Source organism: Mycobacterium sp. 4D054 (assembly GCF_052245755.1).
Classification (GTDB): Bacteria; Actinomycetota; Actinomycetes; order Mycobacteriales; family Mycobacteriaceae; genus Mycobacterium.
Genome location: NZ_JBQQCF010000021.1, coordinates 1 through 16211, shown reverse-complemented (window position 1 = coordinate 16211; position 16211 = coordinate 1). Strand labels below are relative to the sequence as shown.

General features: G+C 65.6%; 12 protein-coding genes and 4 pseudogenes. 10 read left to right on the top strand and 6 right to left on the bottom strand.

From position 1 onward, the window contains the following. Window positions 1-2: 2 nt before the first annotated feature. The 4 genes from ACTWP6_RS16420 to ACTWP6_RS16405 are packed head-to-tail and all read left to right on the top strand — an operon-like array spanning window position 3 to window position 5083. Window positions 3-1595: an ABC transporter substrate-binding protein gene (locus tag ACTWP6_RS16420; RefSeq protein WP_443188251.1), complete on the top strand. Its 1593-nt coding sequence runs from the start codon at window positions 3-5 to the stop codon at window positions 1593-1595. Window positions 1596-1602: 7 nt separating this feature from the next. Continuing rightward, on the top strand, window positions 1603-2643 hold the full coding sequence (locus ACTWP6_RS16415) for an ABC transporter permease (protein WP_443188250.1): 1041 nt from the start codon (window positions 1603-1605) through the stop codon (window positions 2641-2643). After that, window positions 2640-4310 carry a dipeptide/oligopeptide/nickel ABC transporter permease/ATP-binding protein gene (locus ACTWP6_RS16410; RefSeq protein ID WP_260756071.1) on the top strand — a complete coding sequence of 557 codons (1671 nt, stop codon included), beginning with the start codon at window positions 2640-2642 and terminating at the stop codon, window positions 4308-4310. Before ACTWP6_RS16415 ends, ACTWP6_RS16410 begins: the two co-directional genes overlap by 4 nt. After that, the gene (locus ACTWP6_RS16405; protein WP_443188249.1) at window positions 4307-5083 is read left to right on the top strand and encodes an ABC transporter ATP-binding protein; all 777 of its coding nucleotides are present in this window, start codon (window positions 4307-4309) and stop codon (window positions 5081-5083) included. Before ACTWP6_RS16410 ends, ACTWP6_RS16405 begins: the two co-directional genes overlap by 4 nt. Before the next feature lie 185 nt (window positions 5084-5268). Here ACTWP6_RS16405 and ACTWP6_RS16400 read toward each other — a convergent pair whose 3' ends face one another. Beyond that, on the bottom strand, window positions 5269-6348 hold the full coding sequence (locus ACTWP6_RS16400) for an NAD(P)H-dependent amine dehydrogenase family protein (RefSeq protein ID WP_443188248.1): 1080 nt from the start codon (window positions 6346-6348) through the stop codon (window positions 5269-5271). A 4-nt stretch (window positions 6349-6352) separates the two neighbouring features. Beyond that, window positions 6353-6793 (bottom strand): hypothetical protein, encoded by a 441-nt coding sequence (locus tag ACTWP6_RS16395; protein WP_443188247.1) that lies wholly within the window; start codon window positions 6791-6793, stop codon window positions 6353-6355. Between the two features lie 202 nt (window positions 6794-6995). On the opposite strand from ACTWP6_RS16395, the pseudogene ACTWP6_RS16390 reads away from it, so the two are divergent. From ACTWP6_RS16390 to ACTWP6_RS16370, 5 genes and pseudogenes are all read left to right on the top strand, one after another. Next, window positions 6996-7858, top strand: a pseudogene (locus ACTWP6_RS16390) (SDR family NAD(P)-dependent oxidoreductase). Next, a pseudogene (locus ACTWP6_RS16385) lies at window positions 7824-8944 on the top strand (NAD(P)H-dependent amine dehydrogenase family protein). The pseudogenes ACTWP6_RS16390 and ACTWP6_RS16385 overlap by 35 nt, the downstream one beginning before the upstream one ends. A gap of 10 nt (window positions 8945-8954) precedes the next feature. Continuing rightward, window positions 8955-9578: a TetR/AcrR family transcriptional regulator gene (locus tag ACTWP6_RS16380; protein WP_443188246.1), complete on the top strand. Its 624-nt coding sequence runs from the start codon at window positions 8955-8957 to the stop codon at window positions 9576-9578. Window positions 9579-9788: 210 nt separating this feature from the next. Further along, window positions 9789-9893 (top strand): annotated as a pseudogene (locus ACTWP6_RS16375) (ATP-binding protein); the annotation flags it as partial. Window positions 9894-10082: 189 nt separating this feature from the next. Next, window positions 10083-10268 (top strand): hypothetical protein, encoded by a 186-nt coding sequence (locus tag ACTWP6_RS16370; protein WP_443188245.1) that lies wholly within the window; start codon window positions 10083-10085, stop codon window positions 10266-10268. Here the strand turns inward: ACTWP6_RS16370 and ACTWP6_RS16365 are convergent. From ACTWP6_RS16365 to ACTWP6_RS16350, 4 genes and pseudogenes are all read right to left on the bottom strand, one after another. Continuing rightward, on the bottom strand, window positions 10265-11173 hold the full coding sequence (locus tag ACTWP6_RS16365) for a hypothetical protein (RefSeq protein WP_443188244.1): 909 nt from the start codon (window positions 11171-11173) through the stop codon (window positions 10265-10267). The genes ACTWP6_RS16370 and ACTWP6_RS16365 overlap by 4 nt on opposite strands. Before the next feature lie 460 nt (window positions 11174-11633). Next, window positions 11634-12053, bottom strand: a complete 420-nt coding sequence (locus tag ACTWP6_RS16360) for a PPOX class F420-dependent oxidoreductase (RefSeq protein WP_443188243.1) — start codon at window positions 12051-12053, stop codon at window positions 11634-11636. A gap of 300 nt (window positions 12054-12353) precedes the next feature. Beyond that, window positions 12354-14489, bottom strand: coding sequence for a xanthine dehydrogenase family protein molybdopterin-binding subunit (locus ACTWP6_RS16355; RefSeq protein ID WP_443188242.1), 2136 nt, complete (start codon window positions 14487-14489; stop codon window positions 12354-12356). Window positions 14490-14641: 152 nt separating this feature from the next. After that, window positions 14642-14881 (bottom strand): annotated as a pseudogene (locus ACTWP6_RS16350) (2Fe-2S iron-sulfur cluster-binding protein); the annotation flags it as partial. Between the two features lie 478 nt (window positions 14882-15359). On the opposite strand from ACTWP6_RS16350, the gene ACTWP6_RS16345 reads away from it, so the two are divergent. Beyond that, window positions 15360-15626, top strand: a complete 267-nt coding sequence (locus ACTWP6_RS16345; RefSeq protein WP_443188241.1) for a hypothetical protein — start codon at window positions 15360-15362, stop codon at window positions 15624-15626. Window positions 15627-16211 lie beyond the last annotated feature (585 nt).

Sequence of the window (16211 nt, the reverse complement as noted above, 5' to 3'; positions counted from 1 at the left end):
GCGTGTCTGCATTGATGATTGGCGGATGTGCCGACGAGGGCTCAGGACCCAGTGCCGGCCCGGACACGGTTGACCGGCTCACCGTGGCGATCCCGCTGGACGTCGGCCCGGTCAACATCTTCGTCGAGCACGAGGAATGGATCAGCGAGCTGGTCTACGACAAGCTCGTCGCACCGTCTCCGTTTGTCGACGATCCGCAGCCGTGGCTGGCCTCCGAGGTCACCATGGTCGACCCCAGCACCTGGGACGTCACCGTCCGAGACGACGTCACCTGGCACGACGGCGAGCCGTTCACCGCCGCCGATGTGGAGTTCACCTTCGCCTACGGCCAAAAGGCCGACACCGGCCGCTGGACCCACCACATCACGACGATTCCCGAGATCACCTCGACGACCCGAATCAACAGTGACACAGTACGTTTCGAGTGCGCGTTTCCCTGCCCGGAGCTCGGCACGGTGACGCTTGCCGACCTTCCGATCCTGCCCGAACACATCTGGTCGCAGATTCCGCCGGAGAGCGTCAAAGAGGTCACCGCGCTGCCGGTCGGCACCGGCCCATACCGGCTCGCCGAGTACGACCCGATCACCGGCTACCGATTCACCGCATTCAACGAGTATTTCGGCGGCAAGCCCCAAGTCAACGAGCTGGTGATGACGGTCATCGAGGATCCCTCGGCCACATTCACGGCGTTGCGCTCGGGTGAGATCGACGTGGCCGCCCGTCAGGTTCCGCCGGAGTTGCTGGACGCGTTCGAGGCCTCCGACACGATCGAGGTCGTGAACACCACCCCGCTCGAACAGGTCGACCTCCGGATGAACTACACCAAACCGATGTTCGCCGACGCCCGGGTGCGCAGCGCGGTATCGCTGGCGCTGGACAAGGAGGAGCTGCTCGAGGTCGTTGTGCTGGGTCGCGGACGCGCAGCGACGCTGGGACGGATGCATCCCGACTCACCGTGGGCAGATCCCGAGGCCTCCACACCGACCGACCCGGAGCGAGCACGCGCGATCCTCGACGAGGCCGGCTATCGCGACGTCAACGGAGATGGTCTGCGCGAGAGTCCCGATGGCTCTCCGATCACGCTCACCGTGGAGGTGAAAGGTGCCGAACCCACACAGGTCCGCGCTGCCGAGGTAGTCGCCGAACAGCTCGGTGAAGTCGGCCTCGCAGTCGATGTGCGGCCGTTGGACGCTGGGCGGCACGCTGCCTCCGGCAAGGACATGGAGACCTTTGATCTCCTGGTTCGGGATGGAGTCCCGCATACCGTGGCCGACCCCACACAGTATGTGCTGAGCCTGTTTTCGGGCTCCTCCTGGAATCTCGACGAGTACCCGTACCCGGAACTCGAGCAGAAGATCGACAGCTGGAAGCAGACCGCCACGCTGGAAGACCGGCGCGAGGCAGGCTTCGAGATCCAGCGGCTGCTGAACGAGGTGCCGCCGGTGGTGGCGCTCTACCATCCCGACAAGTACTTCGCCTACCGGGCCGGTAGCTACGCCGGGTTCGTCGACTCACCGGGGTACGGCATCGTGCACAAATGGTCGCTGATTCCGCGCGACAGGGCTGAAGCGGCCAACGCCGTGGTGACGCCGTGAGGCACCCGTGTATGCCTCACGAAGCGCGGACCACGGCCCCGGACGGGTGAAGTCCGGCCGGCTACTGGCGAGGATCGGGCAGTACGCACTGGTGTTATGGGCCGCGGCCACAATGAATTTCGCGCTGCCACACCTCTCCGGTGGCGATCCGATCGTCTACCTGTACGGCCAGAATGGGGATCTGGCACCGGAACTGTTGGACGAGATCCGGGCCAGCTACGGCTTGGACCGCTCCATCCTCGAACAGTACGGCTCGTTCTGGGCTGACTTGGTACGGGGTGACCTGGGAACATCGATCGAGTTCAACCGGCCGGTCGTCGACATTCTGCTGGACTACCTGCCCTGGACGGTTGCCCTGGCCGCCGTATCGATCCTGCTCGCCTTCCTGATCGGCACCCTTGTCGGCGCGTGGGCGGCCTGGCGGCGCGGCACCCGTCGCGACGCGGGCTCGGTCATCGGTGTCCTGCTGCTCGACGCCATGCCCGGCTTCTGGATCGGCATGGTCCTTGTGGCCGTGTTCGCGGTGCAGCTCGGGCTCTTCCCGTCCTACGGTGCTGCGGCCATCGACGGCGACGGCCTGGAGTGGCTCGCCGACGTCGCCGCTCGCATGGTGTTGCCGGTGGCCACGCTCGTACTGGCCACTGTCGGCGGGTTCTTCCTGCTGGCCAGGGCTGCGATGACAACCGTCCTGGATGAGCCGTTCGTCCGGCTCGCTCGGGCCAAGGGCCTCTCCGAACGACGGATCGTGCTCACCCACGCGCTGCGGAACGCGCTGCTGCCGGTGTACACCAACGTGACGCTCGCCGTCGGGACGTTGATGTCCGGCGCCGTCGTCGTCGAGACGGTCTTCGCGTACCCGGGGATCGGCCGGTTGATGTTCAACGCGGTCACAGCACGGGATTACTCCTTGCTGCAGGGCGGTTTCCTCTTGATCACGATCGGGATCGTGGCGGCGAATCTGCTGGCCGACCTCACCTATCCACTCCTGGATCCTCGGGTACGGCGCGAACACCGAGACCCGGCCGCGACGCCGACGGTGCCGTCATGAGAACCCGCTCGCGGCGGCTCGCGATGGTAGGCCTCACCCTCCTCGGAGTGCTGGTATTCGTTGCCCTGGCGGCACCGCTGCTGGCGCCCTACGCGCCAGGCGATCGGGTCGCGCGGCCATTCTCGGCTCCGTCGGCCGCGCATCTGTTGGGCACCAACGACGTAGGGCACGATCTGCTGACCGAGCTTATCTACGGCGCGCGCATCTCCCTGCTGATCGGGATCGTCGCGGCGCTGGCGGCGACGGTCATCGGGGCGAGCATCGGACTGCTCGCGGGCTACGCCCGAGGCTGGGTGGACACCGTATTGATGCGCCTCGTCGACGTGGTCTTGGCACTGCCGGTACTGCCGTTGACCATCGTCATCGGGGTGTTCGCCGGCCCGGGCCTGATCACCCAGGTCATTGTCATCAGTGCCGTGATCTGGGCCGGTATCGCGCGCGAGCTGCGGGCGCAGGTGCTTTCCCTGCGCGAACGCGACCACATCCAGGCGCTGCGCGCCATGGGCGCCGGTGCCGGCCACGTCCTCCCTCGGCACATCCTGCCGGCGGTTGCCCCGCTGCTGGTGCCGCAGTTCGTCCTCGCCACCAAGTCCGCGATCCTGTTGGAGGCGTCCCTCGCCTTCCTCGGACTCGGTGACGTCACCGCCAAGAGCTGGGGCTCCACGCTCTCGAACGCACACTCCCGCAACGCATTCCTCACCGACGCCTGGCTGTGGTGGGTGGTCCCACCGGGCCTGGCGATCGCGGTCACAGTCCTGGCCTTCGCACTACTCGGCTACGCGTTCGAAGAACGCGCCCGGCCCTCGCTGCGCGACGGTCTACCGTCTCGATCCGCGCCGGCCCGTGCCGCCGGCCCGGTCGACGCGGAGGCCCCGCCGCTGGCGATCGGAAATCTGACCGTCACGTATCAATCCGACCGTGGTGTCGTCACCGCCGTGGACAATCTGAGCCTTACCGTCAGGGCAGGCGAGCTGGTCGGCCTGGTCGGGGAATCCGGTAGCGGCAAATCCACGGTCACTGCGGCCGCCATCGCGCTGCTGCCGCCAGCGGCGACGGTGACCGAAGGCACCGTCGCGGTTCAGGGCCGGGACCTGGCGACGCTCACAGCCGAGGAGCTGCGGGCACTGCGCGGCGACCGGATCGCGTTGGTGCCGCAGGACGCGATCAGCGCGCTGAACCCGGTCCGTACCGTCCGTTCGCAGCTCGCCGAAGCAGTTCGCGCCCACCGACCGGTCACGCGGGCCGCGGCACGCGCGCGGGCCGACGAGCTGCTGGACCTGGTCGGGCTCGATCCGGCTCGCGGCGCGAACTATCCGCACCAGTTCTCCGGCGGCATGTGCCAACGTGTCGTCATTGCGATGGCACTGATTAACGACCCCGCCGTGGTCGTCGCCGACGAACCGACCAGTGGGCTCGACGGCGTCGTTCAGGGCGAAGTGCTCGATCTGCTCGACGACATCCGTCGCCGGCTGAACCTCGCATTGCTGATCGTGTCGCACGATCTGAACGTGGTCGGGCGGATCGCCGATCGGATCGCGGTGATGCAGGCCGGTCGGATCGTCGAAACCGGCCCGACCGAACAGGTGCTCACCGCATCGGCACACCCCTTCACGCGCAGTCTGGTCGACGCGGTACCGCGTTTCACGACCGCGGGAACAACCTCGTGAGGGGCGAACAGTCACCCGCGCTCGACGTCGAGGGGCTCGTCGTGAGCTTCGGTGGGGTACGGGCTGTCGACGAGTTCGATCTCACGATCGCGGCGGGGGAAACCATCGGGCTCGTCGGCGGGTCCGGCGTCGGAAAGTCAACCGTCGCAAGAGCTGTCGCCGGACTCGTCACGCCCGACTCGGGGGCCATCCGGCTGGACGGGGTTGACCTCGTGGGACTGCGCCGCCGGGCCGCGCGGCGCCAGCGGCGGCGGTTGCACCTGGTGTCCCAGGACCCGTACGCCGCCCTGCCCCCGACGCTGCGAGTCCTCGACATCGTCGCCGAACCGCTGGTCATCCACCGCATCGGTGACCGGAAGGAGCACCGGGAGCGAGCCGCCGATGCTCTGAACGCCGTCAACCTGCATCCTCGCCACCTCACCCGCTACCCGCATCAGCTATCCGGCGGCGAACGGCAACGAGTGGCTTTCGCCAGGGCGCTGGTGACCGAGCCTCGGCTGGTGCTCGCCGACGAGCCCACCCGGATGCTCGATGCGACGCTGCGCCGCGACATCGTCGACCTGATCAGCGAACTGGCCGTCACCAAAGGTGTTGCGATCCTGCACATCACCCACGACCTCGCCCTGGTCGGGCACGGCTGTGCGCGGGTGGCCGTCATGCGGCGGGGTCGGGTCGTCGAGCACGGGCGCACCACCGAGGTGTTCGACGCGCCTGCGCACCCGTACACGGCCGCACTGATCGCGGCCGCCCGACGCACGCGGGCGAAGCGGTGACCTTCGGGATCCGTGCCTGCACCATGTCGACGCGTCTACCCACGAGATCATGATCATCGGAATGTCGGCCATGCTCGGACACACCGAAGTCAGCAACGCCGCGGCGGCGATACGGATACCCCACGCTGGGGGTTCCGCGCAAAGGTGTAGAGGTCGAGATCCTTCACGCCGTTGTTTTGTTGCGGTTATTCGCTTGTCGCGCTCAGCAAGCGGGCCGCGACCACGGGGATGTCGGCGTAGGAGACGATTCCGGGTGCGGCCGCACAAACCGCTGGGATCGCGTTGATCAGCGGGGCGGCTGTGATCCGCAGGCCGATGCCCCGCATCCGGGAGGGCGTCAGCTCAGCGAGATCTGCAACCGTCGGCATCAGGTCGACCTTGACGTGCACATTGGGGTCGCCGACGATGTCGACGCGGTATCCGTGTTCGACGGTCCACGCCGGTTCTAGCAGCGGGGTGGCGATCCAGCGTTGGTTGACCGCTAAAACCTCACGGCCATTAGAGGTTCCGTACCACTTGACGTCCATTCCACCTACGTGCCCGGCTGGTATCGACACTCCATCGGCGACGACGTCTCCGGTGGCGTGGGCAAAGGCGACATCGCACGAGATTTCGTCGAGGTCGATGTGCATTAGCCTCGCGAACATATCGACGGCTTCGGCGAAAACTACGGTACCTCGGCGCACGTCATCGGTGTGGGACGGATCATTGTTGGGCCGACCCCAGCCGACCGATTGGAAGTTCGCGTCGCCGATGAATTGTGAGACATCGACGGACTCGGTCATCGAGGCGTGGCGCACGTTGGTGGAAATGCCGCTCGATAGCGCAGCGATCATCTGGGCGTATCCGGGGTTCATCCCGCTGCCGAAGATGGTGGCTCCACCTTCGCCGGCCGCAGCTTCTATCAGCATGCGGTCATCGGGGCCCAGATTGATACCCGTCAGAAACTCGGCACTCGTGACGATGTTGACCCCTGCGCGCAGGATCTGTCGCACCTCTGCGACCTCGAAGTGCAGGGGTGTGTAGACGATGCAGTCCGGTGCCAGCGCCAGCAGCGCGCTCACGTCGTTCGTGGCGTACACCCCGAGCTCACGGCCGATCCCGCACAACGTTCCCACGTCCATACCGGTCTTCTCCGATGAATACGCGTACGCGCCGACCAAGGCCAGATCCGGTCGCGCCAGTGTGGCTTTCACCGCTTCCCTGGCGACGTTGCCGGTGGTCCACTGAGCTACCCGCAGCGTGGGTCTCGTTGAATCGGGCATCGACTCAGCGGGATTCTGGCGTGTCGGCCCGGAGAAGGTGTGCGTACGGGTCACTGTCGGCCCCAACGCTTTCGGGCATCGGATAATAGGTCTTGATCAGCAGGTTGCCGGCTTGATCCCACGCGAAAGTCTCGATGCTGTACGCGGACTGGACGTCGGGCACCGTACCGAACGAGTTCTCGCACACCCAGGCCATCTCATCGCCGTTGACCTGCACGGTGATCATCCTGATCTTCAGTATCGACTGAAACATGTCGAACGCGTCCGTGGTGGCCGCGGCAAAGCCGTGCTTCTCCTCGGTACCGACCGGATCAAACATCCGGACCTCGCCCGGGCAGATGGTGCGCCACGACGCCACCCACTCTTCCTTCTTGCCGGCATTCCACAGTTCAGCGTGCTTTGCCGCGTGCGCCAGGCGCGCGCGACGACTCGGAACGTTGCTCATCGTTGCCCTTTCAACGTGCGCCTCGGTTAGCGATTCCGCACTCCTAGAAAGATAACAGATGTAATCTTTTGGCATGTCGGATCCGACCGCTTCCACTTTTCCGAGTTCAACTCGAGGATTTCGGGCTGCGGGTGCTGCTGGACTGGGACGGCGGCACCCTGCTGTCCACCGATCTTCCGTTAACACAGAGATGAGTACTCACATGGCTGAATTGGACGGGAAAGTCGCGATTGTCACTGGGACGAGCCGCGGCGTCGGGGTGGGCATCGCGCACGAACTCTTGCGTGCCGGGGCGACAGTGATCGGCTGCTCACGGGCACCGATGGACGCATTACCCGGTACCGAAAACGATTCGGCCTGGACCGCGCGATCCGCACAGATGGTCTGCGACCAAGCCGATTATCGGGCCATCGACGCCTCGTCACCCAGGTCGTCGACAACTACGGACGCATCGATATCTTGGTCAACAACGCCGGAGGCACAGTCCCGTCCCCGTCGGTGGATGCCGTGCCCAGCCTTGTGTCGCGCATCCAAGGGGCCCCCGCCAGCGACGACGACTATGAACGCAGTGTGCTGTTCCACGCCTTCGCCGTGCAGATGAACCTAATCAGTCCGCTCTGGTTCGCCATCCGCGCCTACCAGCAGATGAAGAAGCAGGACGGGACCGGCTACATCATCAACATTTCCAGCGGAGCCAGTCACGCCGCCGGATCGCCCACCCTGGTGTCCTATGGTGCGGCCAAAGCAGGCCTCAACCAGATGACACGATCGCTCGCCCAGGAGTGGGGCCCGGCTGTACGGGTGAACTGTGTCGCGCTCGGGCCAACCGTGACCGAGAACTTCCAGTCCTTTGTCCTCCCCAATGATGACCCGGACGGCGAGAAGTACTTCGACCCCATTCCGCTCAAGCGCGGCGGTCAACCCGCCGAAGTGGGCCGCACTTGCGTCTTCCTCGCCTCTGGAGCAGCAGACTACATCAACGGCACCACCATCGAGATCGACGGCGGCATGCTCCCCGGCGTTCTCTACGATGCCGGCCTCAAGACCATCACCGACCTACTCTGAAGGAAAGGCATTGAGCCACCGCGTCATTCAATTCTCCTCCGGCAACGTCGGAACCCACGCGCTCCGCACGATCATCGGGCGCCCGGACCTCGAACTCGTCGGGCTGCATGCCGCATCGCCGGCCAAAGTCGGGCACGACGCCGCAGATCTCTGCGGCATGCCCACTCCGACCGGGGTGATCGCGACTTCGGACGTCGACGAACTTGTTGCGCTACAAGCGGACTGCGTCGTGTACACATCGCAGGCCGAAACACGGCCGCACGAGGCTATGGCCGATCTGATCCGCTTCTTGAGTGCCGGCACGAACGTCGTCGGCACATCCTTCGTCTGGTTGGTGGCACCAGAGTTCACCGACGAATGGTTGCGTGAACCACTGCAGCAGGCGTGCCGGGACGGCAATTCGACGCTGTACGTCAACGGCATCGATCCGGGCTTCTCCGGCGACACCCTGGTGTATACAGCATTGAGCCTCGCCGGGCGCGCCACTGCGATCACCGTCCAAGAGATCTGCGAGTACGGCAGCTACGACGATGCCGAATTCACCGGTGTGAGCTTCGGTTTCGGCACCGAGCCCGAACACGAACCGATCCTTTTCGCGCCCGGCATATTGGCGTCGATGTGGGGGATCCAGGTGCGCAGCCTGGCCCGCGACCTCGGCGTGACACTCGACGAGGTACGCGAGCGGCACGAGAAATGGGTCACTCCCGAACCGATCTCCACCACGATGATGGACGTCGCGCCCGGCCGGGTGGCCGCGGTCCGGTTCGGTGTGGAAGGGCTGCGCGACGGCGAGGTCATCATCACCATGGAGCACATCAACAGACTGACCCCGGCCGACGCACCGCAGTGGGCCTATCCCCCCGACGGCAGGCCGGGCGTACACCGCGTCACCGTCGAGGGCGATCCCGGTATCCGGATCGACACTCATGTCGGCGGGTCGGGCGTTGACCCCTGCGCATCGGCGGTGTCGTCGCCACCGCTGCCCGCGCAGTGAACGCCATCGACGCGGTGTGCCGGGCACCCGCCGGTTTCCTCGCCGCCCACGACTTGCGACCCCTGGACCATCTACCGGGCACGATGTGGTGACATAGGGCGCATGGCACGGTCCCCAGCGCCCCGGCGCCCGCCCGGCGGCAACCAGGAACGCGCCGAACGCACCCGCCGAACCGTCATCGACGAAACGGTGCGCTACATACTCGACGAAGGCTTCGCCGCACCCAGCGTGCGGCGCATCATGGAACGCGCCGGCCTCACCTGGGGAGTGGTGCAGTACCACTTCGGCGACCTCGGCGGACTGCTCATGGCAGTGGTCGACCAGGGGATCACCGAACTCACCGAGGCGCTCGACAGACTGCGCCACGAAACAGGGAACCTGCCCACCGAGCACCGCACCGAGGTCGTCGTCGACGCGCTGTGGCAGGCGTTCTCCAGTCCCACCTCCATGGCCGCGCTCGAGATCCTCATCTCCACCCGCGCGGCGCGTGACAGTGACATCAATGCCCAACTGTCCGATACGATGCGGCAATTCACTGAACTCGGCAGGCATCTCGGAGAAGATCTCGACGCCCCCCAGGCCACCGAGATCGGAAACCTCATCTGGGCAACGCTACGGGGAATAGTGCTCGCCCAGATGGTTTCCCCGCAACCGCTCGACACCAGCAGGGATCGCCGAACGTTGGTCGATGTGCTCAACACCTACATACGCGCGCAGGGCCGCTGATCCGGCGCGACGTATCCGCAGATGCGGTCGGCAACATTTCCGCAAATTTCGATGGTCATCGCGAAATCCCGTGGTGGTTAGTTAGATCTGCTTCTTTCCAACTCCGAATCTCCCCAGTCGATGATTTGCGTACACGCTTGTTGATATTGGCGCGAATCAGGAATGGCTGCACAATGATTCGACCAACCTAAGTATCGAAGTCCGCGAACAGCGGTCCTCGACCGATTGCTGCACCATGCGACCGTCATCACCGACGGAGACTCCTACCGCATGAAAGACGCCCAACACCGGAAGGAGCAGCCCACACCAACTTAGGAACTACCGCACGGGGTGGATACGTTCACCTGGCCACCAGCGGATACCTCAACCTGGCCATTGACAGCCACGGAAGGGTGACTCCTTCCGCTTACGGCGCCGCTCGGCACGGCATTCGCAGCGGGGTGCCGCCAGACCGGGTCGACCGGTGGCTTGCGAAGCTGTATAGCCCCACTGTGTGAGGACGAAGTGGCGCAGTGCCGCGAGCTGCTGTCCACCATCCGAGAACGCGGGTACGCCGTCGACCTCGGCGGCGCCGAGATACAGCTGGATACAATCGCTTTCGCCCGTGACTATCCCCGCGCCGAAGGCACCTGGCCCATTACGATTGCCTCCCTGGCCGCGCTCGCGGACAAGATCGGCCCGGCGGTCTAACGGGGCACCGTCGCCGCACGGACCAGCCGCGTCGGCAGCTTGGGGGTGGCGGGTTGCCATACCCACCGCGACTCGTACGGCCAGGCATAGACCGGAGCGCCGTCCTGAATGAAGCGCAGGAGTTCAGGTTGCTCGAGTTCACTGGCCGACCAGCCGTAGAGACGCTGCAGGCGGGGCACGATGACCCCGTAGTCGAGCAGCCGGCTCAGCCGGTTCTCCTCAGCGAGATAGACCTTGACCTCTCGATCGGCGGGATAAACCGTCGGCACCACCTTGCTCAGTGACATGAACAGTCCGACAGCTCCCAGGCGGGGATCACCGAGAACGCGCGCCACAGAGCTGAGTGGGCCCAACGCCATCTTGGGCGCCGCGGCCAGTGCGTGCGCGAACAGCACCCGCACCAGCGTCACATTGAGGAAGAATCGCTCCGCCTCGTTCTCCTGGCGCGCGGACGCTTCGTGGTCGACGTAGGCAGCGACGATGCTCTTGTTGTGTGCCCGGTACCAGTTGCGGCCTGTTGGAGACTGGACGAAGTCCGTCCACGGCGCGATCGTCGGTGACGATGGTGCGCCGCCCGCGCCGCCCGCACCCGCGACCGCCTCACACTGGTCGCGCAGCAACCGTTCGTTGACCGCGCGCCACCACGGGCTGCCGGGCTGGCGGTCCGTCAGCGGATTCAGAACGCCGCGCCGCAACTGCCACGCCATGAACGACACGGCCGCGCGGCGAAACGGCAGGTGTCTCCCGGCTTCGTCGTACGGGCCACGGTAGGTTCGTTCGAGCAGACGCAAGCGCCCGGCGGGATCGTCGCGGGTCGCCTCGGTGAGGGCAGCTGCCCGAGCCGCCGCGGTGTCCGATCCACCGAAGGGAGACGCGGCTGACGCCCGGGGTCGATCAGCAGCCACGGCGACTCAGGCAACACTGGTCAGCCTCCGCGCGACGGTATGTCACCTATTCGACGATAGCGGTGTGCCGCCCAGCTTGGTCCCGCCTTCCCAGCACCCCTCTGTTCAAATGCACCGGCTATGCGGTGCTGCTCGCGCCGATCGTGGCACGCCGGCCGGGGCGGCGACGACAATGCCCGCGGCGGCGCCTGCCGCTAGCGCTCACCGATGACCACCTCGGGCCTGGGGCTCATCGGTTCTCAGCGGTGGACGTGCCCGTGGCTGCGCTTCGCGCTTACCTGACATACCCGAATCCGTCTGGTACGCAACAGTCGTCGTCCCCACCTCCCTCGCGCCGCGATGCAGGGCGGCAATAGTGCGCAGTCACGCCGAGGCCGGCAACGCGTTCAACCGCCCGGTGATTTCGGAGAGTCTCTGGTGGAGCGTTGTGAACCGTGTGCGCGACGGCTGGGCCATACGATTACTCACCCATGACGTTGTTCCCGGACACAACCCGCGTCGGCCTGACCCGCACCACCATCTGATCGGGTCCGGCATTCAACTTGCCGTAGTACTCGGCGCGCTCCTGGCCGACGTATCGGGCTGCGATGCGGGTCGTCCAGCTGAGCAGTTCCTCTGGATCGTCGTTGGTCGTGGTCCTGCCGTCGACAGCGACAAACGCATACGGGGGCCGTTCGTCATCGACGCACACCGCGACATGGCCGCTGCGCAGCACGCTGCGGCCCTTGACGGACGTCTTGCCGGTGGTGAAGACAAGGTCGTCGTGGTCCAACAGGAACCAGACCGGGACCACGTGCGGACGGCCGTCGCCGCGGGTGGTCGCGACTTTCGCGGTTCTGGTGCCCGCACCCAGGAACCGCCGGTATTCCTCATCGGTCATCTGCGACATCGTCCTTACCTTTCCTGCGGGAGTGGTTTCGGCTCCGGCTCAAAGCATTTCGAGCGACTGTGGTCGCGTCGGCGGCGGGAATGCCGCGTCGATCGTGACCAGGTCCGCCGGAAGAGCTACGGAACGCGATGCCGTCTTCATGGCACTCACCATCACAGCAGCGCGTCAAGCCGCGCTTCGCCCCGCCGGCGCAACATTGCGCCGGCGAACTGGGCCTGGTGGGTTCAACCCGACGATGGGGCCACCACCATCGTCGGCCCCGTCATGCTGCACAAGAACGGTTTGCGGTCACTACGTTTCGGGTGACTTCATCGGCAACGATCGGCCGCCGGCTGGCACTGCCAGTAGCGCGTCGCAGGTGATGGGCAGGTCGCGCACCCGCAGGCCGGTGGCGTGGTAGATCGCGTTGGTCACCGCTGCGGGCGCACCGACGATGCCGATCTCGCCCCCGCCGCGCGACCCCATCGGGTTGGAGTGCGCGTCGACGCTGTCGAGCCAGATGGCGTCGATGTCGGGGATGTCGGCGTGCGCGCTGATGTGATAAGTGGCCAGATCCTGGGTGACGACGTGGCCGAATCGGTGGTCGAGCACGCTTTCTTCGTGCAGTGCCATCGACAGACCCATGGTCATGCCGCCGATCAGCTGTGAGCGCAGCGTCGTCGGGTTGATCACCCGGCCGATCGAGAAGACACCGAGCATGCGGGACACCCGGATCTCGCCGGTGACGCGGTTGACCCGCGCCTCGGCGAACTGCGCTCCGAACGAATACATTCCGTAGTTCTGGGCCTCCTCGTTCTTCGGCGCCTCGACCGTGGTGCTGGCGCCGACGGCCGGCTGTTCGCCGTGTTCCCGCCGAAATCGCTGCGCGGCGGCGACGACGGCGCCACCCCACGAGCTGATGCCCGCCGAGTCACCGGCCACCGAAGCGTTCGGGAATGCCGTGTCCCCGATCTGCAGCTCGATAGCTGTCGTCTCGCAGCCGAGCGCGTCGGCGGCGATCTGGGTCAGCGCGGTCCAGGTTCCGGTGCCGATGTCCACCGCCCCGATCTGCACCGCGTAGCGGTCAGGTGCGACGGTCTCGATACGGGCTGCGTTACCGGGCACAGTTTTTGCCGGATATACCGCCGAGGCGACGCCGGCGCCGACCAACCATTCGCCGTCGCTGCGGATTCCGGGTGTGGGATCGCGCGATACCCAGCCGAAGCGCTCGGCGCCGGTGTGAAGGCATTCGACGAGACGGCGGTCCGACCACGGGTGGCCGGTCTCGGGGTCGACATCGGGCTCGTTGCGGCTGCGCAGCTCGATGGGGTCGATGCCGCAGGCGACGGCGAGCTCGTCCATCGCGACCTCGAGGGCGTACATGCCGGGGCACACGCCGGGTGCCCGCATCCAGAATGGGACGGCCACGTCGAGCGGCACGAGCCGATGTGAGGTCTTGCGGTTGGGGCCGGCATACATCATCCGCGTCGCCGTCGCGGTCTGCTCGGCGTATTCCTTGACCCGCGAACTCTGTTCGACGACGTCGTGGCTGACTGCGGTCAGCATTCCGTCACGCTGGGCACCGAGGCGGATGTGCTGGATGGTCGGGGTTCGGTAGCCGACGAACGCGAACATCTGCTGGCGGGTGACGGCCAACTTCACCGGTCGCCCTTCGGCGCGTTGTGCGGCCATGACGGCGAGGACGTTGTGCGAATGCGGTGCGCCCTTCGATCCGAAGCCGCCACCGACGTTCTTCGCGACGACACGCACCTGCTCCTGGCCGAGGCCGAACGTCGTCGCGATCTGCTTCCGGCAGGCGTGCACACCCTGAGTGGAGTCGTACAGCGTCAGCTGTGGCCGGTCGCCGTCGGTATCCCAAATCGCGATGCTGGCATGGGGTTCCATCGGGTTGTTGTGCTCGAGCGGCGTGGTGTACGTCTGATCGACCGTGACCGGCGCGTCGCGCAGCGCGGCCTCGATATCGCCGTCGGAGGTGTCGGTAGGGAACGACTTGACCTTCTCGGGCGCGTACAACTCCGGGTGGTCGGAGCGCAGTTCGGTGTCGTGAGCATCGGCGTCGTAGCGCACCCGCACCAGACTGGCAGCGTGGCGGGCGTTTTCAGCACTTTCGGCGATGACGCCGCCGATGATCTGGCCGTGGTAGTGCACCTGGTCGTCCTGCAGGATGGTCAGGTCGCCGTCAGAGGTATCAGCCAGACGAGGCGCGTCGAACACGGTCAGCACGGCCGTGACACCGTCTACGGCGTCGGCCTCGGTGGTGTCCATCGCCGTGATGCGTCCTCTGGCGATCGTGGCCTGCACAGGGTGCAGGTACAGCGGGTCTTTCACGCGGTACTCGAACGCGTACGGGGCGGTGCCGGTGACCTTGGCCCGCCCGTCGAGCCGGGTCAGCGCGGTGCCGATGGCGCGAGGCTCAATGCCGGTCACTGCTGCCTTCCTTCCGCGAGGGCGGTCAACGTGGCCACCAACCTGCGCCAGGCCAGATCGGCCTTGCACTCGTTGCCGGACAACGGTTCTGCACGTTCCAGCTCGGCATCCGCGCCGTGACGGAAAGGCTCCTCGGTGGCAGGGGCGCCGACGAGGGCGGCAGCGGTGACGATGTGCGCGCCGTCGTGGCAGACCGCCAAGGCGAGGCAGGTGGTGGCGCGGCGGCCGTCGAGCAAGACGGTGCAGGTTCCGCACCGGCCGTGGTCGCAGCCCTTATTAGGGGTGGTCACACCGAGGTACTCGCGCAACAGGTCGAGCATGGTGACACGGTTGTCGACGCGGGCCGAACGCTCGACGCCGTCGACGTGCACGGTGATGTGGGCTGACCCCATCGGCCGTGCCTACCCGCGCGCCGCGCTCTCAAACCACGGCGTTCTCGATTGGGTTCAGCCGAAGACGTTCACCGCGGTCGGATCGATTCCGGACGGTGGAGTCACGCGCGACGGCTCACCTGGGTGGACGGCTTGACGTCGAACGAGCAGCGGGTAGCAGGTGTATTAGCAAGTCGGGCCATGGGATTCGCTTTCGATCATCCTGTGAGGACCAGTATGGGGTGGTGGATTCGCCCGCTGGGCCCAGGAGCGGGACGTCCTGGATGCCGCCTGACCCAGTGTGGCGGCGGATTGAGTTTCATCAGCTAACAACTTGTGAAACACGCGAAGTGGTCTGTTAAACATCGTTGCAACTCGACCGCTGTCGAGATGCAGCGAAGATCCAACGCATCGACACAAGTAGCGTTGCGCACCGACACTTCTGAGGGGAATCGGCTAAGAAGGGGTCTGCTGGTTTGCCCGCCCAGAAAACGACGCCTTGGAGCTGAAGTCGCGCCGCGGCTGGCGTCATGGAACAAAGCCGACCATCCCAGACCAAGTTCGACTCCGGGCCTACCTGGACGACACCGAGGCGTTGGTAGCCACCTCACGGATCGACGGCCGCCCTGCGCTGCGCCTCGACGTCGGACTGCCCAGTTCGCGAGACCTCCTCGTCGCCGGAGACCTCGACAACTACGCGTATCCGCTCGCCTACCGACGTCGCGATCCCAAACCCCCGACTTCGGCTCTCGGCGCCACCTCGTAGAGGTCAAAGATCGTGACTCCGGTGAAGCCGATTCGTCAATGATCGTGATGACAGCGGTTGCCCAGGAATCCAGGTGACCGGTGGTGCATTGATCAAGCTATCGCTGAAGAAACCCCCGTCAGCAGCAGATGCGCAATCTTAGATCCCGCTGGTCGATCGACGACGCCTCCTCGCCGCAACCAACCTTCCGATTATTGTCACCGGTTCAGGGTCTAGTGGTGGCGAAGCTTACGGCAGCCATGCCCAGCCACCGTAGCCGGTTGGCCTGCACCACATCGGTCCTGATGTTGTGTTGGCCTGACTACCGGGCACCATGCATGGATTCCCGGGCGGAATATCCAGTGGGGGAAGCACATTCGGGATTACGCCCGGTGTCCGCGACCATTGGTAGCCGTCGGTGTACTGCAGTCGCGAACAGTAGTACAAGGTGCCGTCTGGGCCAATGCCGGTTGTGTCCTTGGGGTTCCCCAGAAAAAGTGGACGCGGTTAGCTTGCTTCCAGGGTGACACTCATGGTGCGTTCGTAGCTAATTGGTGAGCGCTGACCGATCGCCGAGTGCCTACGTTGATGATTGTAGAATCGCAT

What these genes read in the sequence shown, in the direction of transcription:
- ACTWP6_RS16410 (WP_260756071.1), top strand. Translation starts at nt 2,640, where the DNA reads ATGAGAACCCGCTCGCGGCGGCTCGCGATGGTAGGCCTCACCCTCCTC.
- ACTWP6_RS16395 (WP_443188247.1), bottom strand. Translation starts at nt 6,793, where the DNA reads ATGAGCAACGTTCCGAGTCGTCGCGCGCGCCTGGCGCACGCGGCAAAG.
- ACTWP6_RS16380 (WP_443188246.1), top strand. Translation starts at nt 8,955, where the DNA reads ATGGCACGGTCCCCAGCGCCCCGGCGCCCGCCCGGCGGCAACCAGGAA.
- ACTWP6_RS16400 (WP_443188248.1), bottom strand. Translation starts at nt 6,348, where the DNA reads ATGCCCGATTCAACGAGACCCACGCTGCGGGTAGCTCAGTGGACCACC.
- ACTWP6_RS16360 (WP_443188243.1), bottom strand. Translation starts at nt 12,053, where the DNA reads ATGACCGATGAGGAATACCGGCGGTTCCTGGGTGCGGGCACCAGAACC.